This window comes from Vibrio sp. 1727 (assembly GCF_033344415.1).
In the GTDB taxonomy this organism is placed as follows: Bacteria; Pseudomonadota; Gammaproteobacteria; order Enterobacterales; family Vibrionaceae; genus Vibrio; species Vibrio alginolyticus.
This window is the reverse complement of record NZ_JAWPOT010000081.1, coordinates 1-1,085: the sequence shown is the minus strand read 5'-3', so window position 1 is coordinate 1,085 and position 1,085 is coordinate 1. Positions and strand designations below refer to the sequence as shown.

Below are 1,085 nucleotides of genomic sequence, written 5' to 3'. Positions count from 1 at the left end.
AAACGGATACCTGCTAGAGGATCACCCGGATAATCCACCTCAGGAGAGATACCCACAACAATCGCACTGTTTGCGTTACGCTCTGCACGAGAGTATTGGCTCATGCCGTTCGTCACTACGCGACCTTCTTCAGATGTCGCCGCAACAACAGTGCCGCCTGGACACATACAGAAGCTGTACACGGTACGACCATTTTTACAATGGTGAACCAGTTTATAATCCGCAGCACCAAGAATTGGGTGACCCGCATTTGGACCAAAACGCGCTTCGTCGATCATCGATTGCTTGTGCTCGATACGGAAGCCAACCGAGAATGGTTTCGCCTCCATGTACACACCACGCTCGTGCAACATTTCAAATGTATCACGCGCACTGTGACCAACGGCCAATACCACGTGACGAGATTTGATCTCTTCACCGTTTGACAATGTCACGCCTGTGATTTGACCGTCTTCCATATGAAGATCATCAACACGAGTACTGAAACGAATTTCACCACCTAGCTCGATGATGGTCGCACGCATTTTCTCGATCATCGTTACCAGCTTGAAAGTACCGATGTGAGGTTTACTTACGTATAGAATTTCTTCTGGTGCGCCAGCCTCAACAAATTCAGTGATCACTTTGCGACCGTAGAAGTTTGGATCTTTCACTTGGCTGTACAGCTTACCGTCAGAGAACGTACCCGCACCGCCCTCACCAAACTGTACGTTTGATTCTGGGTTTAGCGTGCGTTTACGCCAGAAACCGAAAGTATCTTTAGTACGTTCACGTACTTCTTTACCACGTTCAACAATGATTGGGTTGAAACCCATTTGAGCCAACACCAAACCAGCAAACAGACCACATGGACCAAAACCGATGACGATTGGGCGCTCTGTTAGGTTCTCAGGTGCTTTCGCAACAAACTTGTATTCCATGTCTGGTGTTTGGCGAACGTGAGGATCGTTTGCGAACTTCGCTAGCAACGCGGTTTCATCGCCTTCAACGATGATGTCTAGCGTGTAAATAAGATGAATATTGGTTTTCTTACGAGCATCGTAGCCGCGTCTAAAGACGTTAAAAGAGATAACTTTCTCAGCAGG

The 1,085-nt window shown here is 47.6% G+C and carries 1 protein-coding gene; it reads right to left on the bottom strand.

Going from position 1 to position 1,085, the window contains the following annotated elements; translation table 11 throughout:
- Positions 1 to 1,085: NAD(P)/FAD-dependent oxidoreductase (locus R8O10_RS23945; RefSeq protein ID WP_318191790.1), on the bottom strand; the 1,085-nt coding region annotated here is incomplete at both ends.